Source organism: Streptosporangium sp. NPDC048047 (genome assembly GCF_040653115.1).
GTDB lineage: Bacteria > Actinomycetota > Actinomycetes > Streptosporangiales > Streptosporangiaceae > Streptosporangium.
The window spans coordinates 1-8,825 of sequence record NZ_JBEZNH010000104.1; the positions used below are offsets into that span (position 1 = coordinate 1).

Below are 8,825 nucleotides of genomic sequence, written 5' to 3' on the forward strand. Positions count from 1 at the left end.
CGCCAGCCTGGATCAGGCTGGCCGCCTACCCGGAGAAATTCCTGACCGTCCACACCACGGGGGGCGCCGTTGAACCCGGCCGCCGCAAGGTGGTTCAGCAAGGCGTGAACGGCCGACGTCCAGCGGCCGGTGGGCTTCCGGACCGTGCCGCTGACCCGGACGACGTGGTTGCCCCCACCGAGGGTCTTGCAGCTCTGAGGTGAGATGCCAGGGCCTCCTAGCATCTAGGGCAATGCTGATCGTTTCAGATCGAGATCGAGCACTGGGGCCGGACTCACCGGGGACCGGATAGTGCTTGGCGGATCGACTGAGACAACCGGCCAGGTCAAAGCAGGTGCACCGAGAACCAAGCAGATTCACTGAGGCACGACATCACCTTCGAGACCGTCAGACACCAGAGGGTGGTACCTGATGCTCTGCCGACTGGCTTCCCGCCTCAGGCATCGTGTCCATACCATGTGGACACATGCCACCCAGGAAACAACCCGTCGTCGAGGCATCCCGCGCCCGGCACCTACGCGAGACGATCATCGCTCGGCGTGAATGCTGTTGGAAACGAGGATCGGATCCGTGGTTCGACCAGATTTCTGATGACTTCCTCGAACTGATCGCTTACGTGACCAGGCCTCATCCTCTGGTGCCCGGGGACGTGCTGAGAGAAGACATCCTCGGAGCCTTGGAGCTGCTCGAATACGTGCGGGTCAACGAGCCCGCCCGGCCAGGTCAGCTCAAGCGCCTGGAGCTGAGTCTGCTCGTCCTGGCAGAGGATCACCGCGTACGGCTCGCACAGGAGCTCATGGCCGCCCCCTTGGGCCTCCGAGGCCGCAGAGGTGTGTGGGAACGAAAGCGGCGGCTCATGAAAGACCTTGGAGCGCCCACGCCCGATGGCCGACAGGTGACCAGCGGCTCCTCCCGAGGGAAGGAAACGGCGTGGCTTCTCGAGCACGGACCGCAGTTCCTGGCCGACGCCGCAGAACTGGCCGCGATGGCGGACACGGCCCCGACGGATCTGGCAGAGGATCTCGGCCATCTGAACATCACTCTGACAGGCATGTCTCAGCCACTCACTGCGGCCCATACCGAGCGCATGCGCTACGCGGCCGCGCGAGTGCGCCTCATACTCGCCGACCTAGCCGACGACGCCTACGGTGAGTTTCGCGCTCGAATCAAGGAAACCCTGATGGAGCGCCTGACCAGGCTTGCGGCGGAGCACGAGCGGCTCCTGCCGGCCTGACCGGGGACGTTCACCGGTTTGGTGGTTGGGGCGGTTGGATGGGCGATGATGTCCGTTCCGGTCGCTGGGGGTGTGGTGGCCGAGCTAGTGCGAGGGCGCAGACTGGCCAGGGCCATCATCACATCGATCGCTCGGGCGATACCTGCCTTATCGATTGTCCCGATCACCAATCCCGGCCGCCGCACTTCCTGCGGTTTCGGCCAGCGCTGCTCCGCCGTGGTGTGGATCAGAGCATCGGCGGGGAGACGTTCGACGCGGGCGAGAGGCCGGCGGACCCGGGTCACCCGGCCGCTGCTAGGCTCCGCGGGCGTCGAACCCGGGATAGTGGTGGGCGAGATCGGCGTCGAGGTCGTCCCACCGCTCACAGAGCCGGAGGACGGTGAGGATTCCTCCAGGCGCGCCCGTACGCCCACATCAGCCCCCTTCGCCAAGGCGATGATGTCGAGCGCCGCTGGCCGTAGCGCGAAGAAGTCCGCGAACCCCTGCTCGCCCAGCAGCCGGACCGCCATCTGCTGCACGGCCGTCATCACTTGGTCGGGCAGTTCCTTATTGAAGGTGAGCTGGTCCACCACCATGTCGATCACACCCATGGTCGCAGCGTTCGGGTCCTGGGCGCGGGTAGCGTGCAGCGCGGTCCGCACGATCAGCCCCAGGTCCACCGGGACATGAGTCAGCAGCTCCAGCACGTCGAGCGGTAGCTCAGTCGCTAGTTCCCACACGATCCTCCCGGAGGACTTGAGCGGGAAGGTGTCCGCGACGGCGGCGTTGCGTTCGGCCGCGAGTACTTCCATCCCCTAACCGCAGTCAATGTCCAAGTCGAGCATTCGGGGATTCTCCGGAGTGGGTTCGGGTAGGTCACCGCGGATCGTAGACGAGCGGGCTCCTTGTGCTCCTTCCCTCCGATGGGTGAAGCTGGTCTCGGCCGGATAGGGAAATGAGTGGTTTCCCACTTTAGGCGATGAGATTGCGTTCGCATGCCTTGAATTAATGGGTGCTGGCCCGCAAGGAGGCCCAGCAGTCATTGAAGAATGGAACTACATTTTTGAGCATGACTGCGATGCAAGTGGGACCTCGCGTAAGTGAATGATGCAGCACACACGGGGACGGCGTTCTTGCGATGATACGCACCACTACCCGCAGAAAAGAAATAGTAGCGGGGTGATTGACTTCACATCGTTCACAAGATGCTTTGGCGAGGGAGGATCTGCAGGCGCAGGCTCACCGGCTTGGGGTGGCTCATCAGCGACGTCGGCTTTCAACGCTGCGAGAGCTTCAGGTCTTGTGCTGATCAGAGAACCCCCTGGTCAGCGCAGCGGAAGCGATCTTGGGGCGTAGGTGCGAGGCTAGGCGAGGCTGGCAGGTGGTCAGAATGTCCGAGACGATGACCTAACCGGCGTTGACGAGGTATCTCAAGATGCGGTGCCGCGGGATCGTGCTTAGGCGAGCTCGACCGACCGCTTCGGCTCTCGACGTGAGCAGTTCAGACCCAAGGAAAAGACTCTTACGTGGGTGTGTTGCTTGGCGGCGTTTTGCGGTAGGGTCGGCAATCAGCCGATACTTGACATCGTGCCGCTCAGGCGGAGCTACGCAGCCGCTGCGGCAACTCATAACTGGTCGCTTTGTGTCGTCAGGCGCAGTACTGGACTGCCGTCATTTCACAGGTTGACGCTACTTTCCTTGATATCAGCGGTTTTGAGAGTGGCGAGAATCACGTGAGTGCCAGCAGGATGTTTTGCATAGTGGCACACTATTATGCAAAACCCTGGTCCTCGCTCAGATGGAGGGTGCCTGCGATGAGGAGTGCTGGCGCCAGAGGGCGATCCCGGGCATCACATGGCCGTAAGTGCCGGGAGAAGGCGGATCAGCCCGTTAGACGGGGGTAGGTCGCGCCTACGCATGTGAAGGCGGTGGTTCACCCTCGCGAGGATCCACCGAGCGAATCTTGAGCGCGAGCAGAGCGGGAAGGACCTCGTTGGGCTTACCCCAGGAACACCCCGTCAAGTTCGCGCTGACCTGATGACGAGAGCCATGCCGAAGTGGCTCTCCGTGCCGACAGCCTGAAGAGGGGCATACCCGATGCTCTCCACCTGGAGGATGCCAGCGAGGGGAGGACTCCCCGGGCGCCAGTAGCAGAGGGCGGAAACCTCTACCGAGGCGGCTGGCTACAGTACCTAGCGGGTAGCTATCTCATCAGCGAGATGAACTCGTTGTGACGGCGCAATCGAGACAGACAGTCGGCTGCTCCCATGGAGCAGCATGGGGTTTTGTATGGCCATACACGTCCATACAAAACGATGGATGATCATCTCCTTCCTCCCGTGAAGGGCTACAGGCATCCGTTGAAATCCCCTTCAATGAGGAGGCGAGCCTAGTTCAGTCGGTGCCTGCCCTCTCACGGGAAGGTAGGCGTTCACCTCGTTAGTGAGATGTCCTATGACATGCCTTGATCACGATGAGGTCGGGCATACGGGAGCTAGCTCACTTCTGGCTGAAGCGATGAGACTGCGGTACTCGCCGTACAGGAAGGTCGCAATGGGGGATCGCTCATGCGGTCGCGGCGAAGGGCGTTGCTCCTACTGCTAGCCGGGTGGATCTCACTGGAGGGAGCCACTCGTTGCGCACGAGAACCTCGCTCGATTCAGCTTTGGTGAGTCTGAGGTGACGAAGTGATCGTCCCTGAAGGGACACCGGCTCACCGCCTCCATGAGAAGCACCACTACATCGAGATCTCTGCGCCGCTTTGACCGTCGCAGAGATCTTGAGTGAGTGCCTAGGGAGGCGGGCAGGCTCTGCCCTCGCATCCGGACGCCAACCGCGGTCCTTCATCTGATTCGCTGTTCATACTTGGTGCACACACGCAGCGAAGCGGTAGAAGGACACCTCGTGCAGCGGACCGAGAGATGACCACCTTGGCTCGGGGTATCGGAGGCGGCCCGACAGGCTGGACGGCAGGTCGACCGTGCAGGCCGACATGGCGCAGAGAAGGGTGGACAGGGGCGAGGGAGAGGGCCGTAGCGGGACCGCTAGCCTGTTTCCAGACAGGCAACGGCTTCCCACTGTCTCCCCACTCTCCCTCACGCAAATACCTCGATTCGTGTCTTTGCCGAGGGGAACTCCTCTGTCAGTACAGACCGTTGGCAGCCTCGGTGTGATCCAGCGGCCCCGAAGCCAGTAGAGAGTGCGCGAACAGGGAAGCCGGCCAGCATACATGCCGACCACAGAGCAAACCGAGCGCATCTGCCGAAGGAGCCCTTCGGCGCACCTCTCCCCGTCGAAATGTTCAGTTGATGTTTTGTATGGGCGTGTGGGGCCATACAAAACATCACAGCGACTGGCTAGCGACGCTGAGGTGCTCCACCTTCAGTGAAGGTGGAGCGGAGTACCGCCCGAAGCCCCCAACAGGGGTGAGGGATGGACCTACCGGAGGAGCTCGCCCTCGAAACAACTACTTGGACGGCTCCCCCCTCCAGGGAGGGATTGCTTCCTCGTCTTCCGCCGAACCTAAGTAGGAGGCGTTCCTTCTCCCACGGAGATGTGGCAGCGGAGGTCTTAACAGCTCGTCGGCTGTTGCACGGACCGCACAAGCAGGTACCACCCATCAAGACTCCTCGGCCGCCGGTAGCCCTTCGCCCCACGAGGCGTCTCGATTTCAGGAGAATCTCGTCGCTGTACGACAGGCTCATTAGGTGGGCCCAGCTGGGACAGGTGCGGCCGACGGGAGATCCCTCTGGAATGAAAGGAGTGCTGTCGCCGCCCGATGCCTGCGTTGACAGTGACTTCCCGCGGGTGGGCTCGGCATGAACACCCCGGCCTTGGCATCGAAGACGTTCACACCCTTAGCCCTCCAGGAACACCGATGAGGAACTACACCGCTGTGAGCCAGGGCTACAAGCACACAGCGAAGGCCCCTCCTTGGCTCTCGAGATGTTTCCACAGCTAGAAGGCGCTTCCTGCCGTGTCGCTGCTTAGCCGCCGTTGGCAGAGCGTGTCCAAAACGGTCCAGTACGTCTGCTCTGCCTGGCGTGTTTCCTGCCCCCGTCACACCTGACGCGCTAGGCTTCCCTCTGTCCAGGCCTAACAAGCCGTATGAGAGACAACAGACGCCTACCTACATCGCAGAAGGACTCTTTGATGCTTGCGCAAGCCATCGCCTACCTGACAGGCAAAGGTGGTGCGGGAAAGACCAGCGTCAGTGGACACACCGCCTACTACGCCGCGACCTACGGCGGCTACCGGACGCTCATCATCGACATGGACCCCGTCGGATCCCTCCGCCGTGACTTCGGATATATGGGCGCGGACTTCGATGATGATGGTGAGGCCCTAGCCGACGCGTTGAGCAAGGGCCGTCCCGTGCAGCCGGTGAACATCCGACCCGGCCTGGACGTTGTCGTGGGCGGTGTCTACCTGCGCGACCTCCTGGGCATCGCAGTCCGCCGTGGTGCCGACTTCCTCTTCGCCCTCGGCAAGTCGCTCGAACCCGTCGCGGACCAGTACGACTTGATCGTCATCGACTGCCCCCCCGGTGAAGAGCTCCTGCAAAAGATGGCGGTTGCCGCAGCACGAAACCTGGTTGTCACTACCAAGGCCGACGAGGGAAGCCTGGACGCGGCTGAAGAGGCCGGAGTGGTGGCAGGAGAGATCATGGAGCTGACGGGCACCCCCAGGGTCCTCCTAGGGGCTGTTGCCTTCGACTTCGACTCCGGCGCGCCAAAACTGCGTGCCGAAGTGAGGCGACAGCTACAGGAGCGGCTGGGAGGAGCTGCCCCCATCCTCGGAGACTACGTACGGCATGTGCCGAAGGTAGCGGTGGAGATCCGCAAGCAGGGTAAGACCGCTTTCGAACTCGCAGAGGACCCACAGCCGGGTATCGAAGCCGGAGGGCTGGCTGAGGACTACGGCAAGATCGCTGTAGCGACCATCACCCGCCTCGTTGAGGTCAACAGCCCAGCTGGAGCGTCCGCCTGATGAGTGAGAGCCCAACCACGAGAAGGACCCGGCCCCGGCGCGGTGGAAGCGGCCAAGGCTTCGCAGCCTTCACCGCAGACAACCCCCTACCCCCTGCCAGCGCCCTGCGCGGCGCGGGAGAAGACACCATGGAGGAAAAGCCGGTAACGGTTGTCTCCTCCCAGCCCGCCGCACCCGCTGACAGTCAACCTCCTGCGCCTGTCGAAGCAGAAACCGCCTCAGACACGATCCCAGGCACCGCTGCGACAGCCGCACCCGCCACTGTTGAACAGGGCCCCGAACTATCGGTAGCGGCGATGCCGCCGGCGGCCGCCCCTGTCCTCGCTGAAGAAGTGACATCAGCTCCGCTGGCAGAGACATCGCTGGCGGAGCCCCTCCCCAATCCCGCCGCTGAGACGGTACAAGTCGTCGCGACCCACGTCACCGCGGCACCTTCTCCAGCGACGCCAAGCGCGGTTGCGGCAGACCACCCCATTGAAGGGACCATTGCGCCGGCAACACCGGCGACTGCGCCGCGGCCAGCGCCACAGATCAACGACCCGGTACCAACATCAGGCCAGGAAAACTCGTCCCTGTCAGAAAGGCCTGCCACCGTCACTGCGGTATCCCCTGCGCCATCATTCGTCCCCATCCTCGAGACGAAGCCGACACCCCTCGTCCAGCAACCGCCGCAAAGCCTCGATGAGGCTGCTCCGCTGACATCCTCGGCGATGGGTGCTCCGCTGCAGCCGCTTACCGATAGTGAGAGCCCGGTCAGCGGGCAGCAGACATCTGTCGCTGAACCGACTCCCTCACAGCCCAGCCAGCTGCCGCCGGTCGCTCTCAGCGGAACCAGCTGGGCCGCTGGCCAGCCCGAGCCAGTTGTCCCCGTGAAGCCTGCACCGCAGCCCTCGTCCTTCCCTCCCGCCCCTGCGGCGATGACGCTGCCGATCTCTCACCGCGACAAGACAACTACGTCTCTTTCCACCGGCAAGGAAGTCCAGGTTCCGGTCCCGGTCACCGTCCCGGCGGGACAACGTCCCACATTGGTGCACTCTGGAAGCGGCCGCCGTAAAAAGGTGGCGCTGCTGGCCCATGAAAAAGCTGCTGACCTGGTGTGCCAGCAGGTACGCCAGGCTTCCCGTCGCCAGGCGGTGGTCACCGGTAGCGCCTACTACTTCGATGAGCACCGGGATACCAACGTTCTTGAGGTAGTGCTCGACGTTCCTCGCGAGGAGGAGGACCGCATCGCGGCCGCGTCGACCCTGGCCGTTGTCCAGGCCCTCGCCACGCCCGACGTCTCCTGGAGCCTGCTGGAAGTCGGCAAGCTGCTCCTCAAAGCAGAAGTCGATCTCCCCGAACCGACGCAGCAGCTCATCGTGTACCTGTCCATGCCTGTATGGGAAATGGTCAAGGTAGAGCTGGAAGAGACAGGCTTCTCCCTCACGGAGTTCGCTATCGCGGCCTATAACCGGTTCGTCGACCATCCCCACCTGTTCTTCCCCAAGCGGAAGGCCCGTGGCGCCCGCGGCGGCAACCGCCGCACCAACCATGACACCAAGCCGAAGTCCATGCAGCTGACCGCCTCGGAAATCGCTGACTTCGAGGACCTGGAGGCGCGAACCTTCGCTCGTAACCGGTCGGAGTTCTTCGACCGGCTCTGCGAACTGGAGATTCTGGCGATCAGGTACGAAGAGCAGCAGGCTGCCGCGGCTGAGCAGGACGCGGAGGCACCCACAAACAGGTGAGTCGTCTCCTGTGACACCACAACCACTTGTAGAGTGTTTCGCTGTGAGGCGTGGGGTGGGAGTTTCCTTGGAAAGGAAACTCCCACCTTGCCCAAGAGCATGGCGAGCGCTCAGCTGGGATGAAGCTCTACCTCTGAAGCCGTTCAGTGAACTTTGCATCCTGGGTGCACTCAACCCATCAGCGCAACAGGGCGCCGAGTCTATCGGCTGGAGTGTCGAACTCCAGCGTCTTGCGAGGTCGGGCGTTCAGCTTCCGAGCGATTCGATCGAGATCGTTTTGGGTGAGATCGGCCATGCTGGTTCCCTTGGGGAAGTACTGCCGCAGCAGCCGGTTGGTGTTCTCATTCGTGCCTCGCTGCCAGGGGCTACGCGGATCGGCGAAGTAGATCTGCAGCCCGGTGGCGGCGCTCAGCTGCTTGTGCCCGGCCAACTCCATCCCGCGACCCCAGGTTAAGGACCTGCGGATCTGCTCAGGCAGCAGGGCCATCGTTGTCGACAGCCGGCGGGTGACGGTGGTCATGTCCCGGCCGTCCAACTGGACCAGAACGGTGAAGCGGGTGGTGCGCTCCACCAGAGTCGCGGGTCTGGGTCAGCCCCCGGCCCAGCAGCAGGTCGCCCTTCCAGTGTCCGGGAACGGCGCGATCTTCGACCTCGGCCGGGCGCTGGCTGATCGAGACGGCGTCAGTGATCTGGGAGCGCCATTGGCCGGTGACGGTGTTGTGGACGTTGCGGCGGGTGGGCCGGCCCGAGCGTAGGTGCTTGGTCAGCTCCTTGGCCAGCAGCCCGCGGGCCTGGATGAACAGCGACTTGTAGATCGTCTCGTGACTCATCCGCATCCTCGTGGCTACGTCACTGACTTCGAGAGCCAGATGTCGACGACTTCGAGGGCCACTTGG

General features: G+C 63.0%; 7 protein-coding genes. 4 read left to right on the forward strand and 3 right to left on the reverse strand.

All coding sequences use genetic code 11. From position 1 onward, the window contains the following. Together AB0D67_RS38435 and AB0D67_RS38440 are read left to right on the forward strand one after the other, a co-directional pair. The coding region (locus AB0D67_RS38435) for a hypothetical protein (RefSeq protein ID WP_362947186.1) at positions 1–203 on the forward strand (203 nt) is incomplete at its 5' end. 263 nt (positions 204–466) lie between these two features. Beyond that, positions 467–1,234 carry a hypothetical protein gene (locus AB0D67_RS38440; protein WP_362947188.1) on the forward strand — a complete coding sequence of 256 codons (768 nt, stop codon included), beginning with the start codon at positions 467–469 and terminating at the stop codon, positions 1,232–1,234. Here the strand turns inward: AB0D67_RS38440 and AB0D67_RS38445 are convergent. After that, on the reverse strand, positions 1,144–2,025 hold the full coding sequence (locus tag AB0D67_RS38445; protein WP_362947191.1) for a hypothetical protein: 882 nt from the start codon (positions 2,023–2,025) through the stop codon (positions 1,144–1,146). The two genes, AB0D67_RS38440 and AB0D67_RS38445, sit on opposite strands and share 91 nt — an antisense overlap. 3,340 nt (positions 2,026–5,365) lie before the next feature. Between AB0D67_RS38445 and AB0D67_RS38450 the strand changes: the two genes are divergently transcribed. Together AB0D67_RS38450 and AB0D67_RS38455 are read left to right on the forward strand one after the other, a co-directional pair. After that, complete coding sequence (locus AB0D67_RS38450) at positions 5,366–6,202, forward strand: ParA family protein (RefSeq protein WP_362947193.1); 837 nt, start codon at positions 5,366–5,368, stop codon at positions 6,200–6,202. 917 nt (positions 6,203–7,119) lie between these two features. After that, the gene (locus AB0D67_RS38455) at positions 7,120–7,929 is read left to right on the forward strand and encodes a hypothetical protein (RefSeq protein ID WP_362947196.1); all 810 of its coding nucleotides are present in this window, start codon (positions 7,120–7,122) and stop codon (positions 7,927–7,929) included. Positions 7,930–8,107: 178 nt separating this feature from the next. Here AB0D67_RS38455 and AB0D67_RS38460 read toward each other — a convergent pair whose 3' ends face one another. Then, positions 8,108–8,449 (reverse strand): IS30 family transposase, encoded by a 342-nt coding sequence (locus AB0D67_RS38460; RefSeq protein ID WP_362947199.1) that lies wholly within the window; start codon positions 8,447–8,449, stop codon positions 8,108–8,110. Continuing rightward, positions 8,400–8,759 carry a hypothetical protein gene (locus AB0D67_RS38465; protein WP_362947202.1) on the reverse strand — a complete coding sequence of 120 codons (360 nt, stop codon included), beginning with the start codon at positions 8,757–8,759 and terminating at the stop codon, positions 8,400–8,402. Before AB0D67_RS38465 ends, AB0D67_RS38460 begins: the two co-directional genes overlap by 50 nt. Positions 8,760–8,825: the final 66 nt, after the last annotated feature.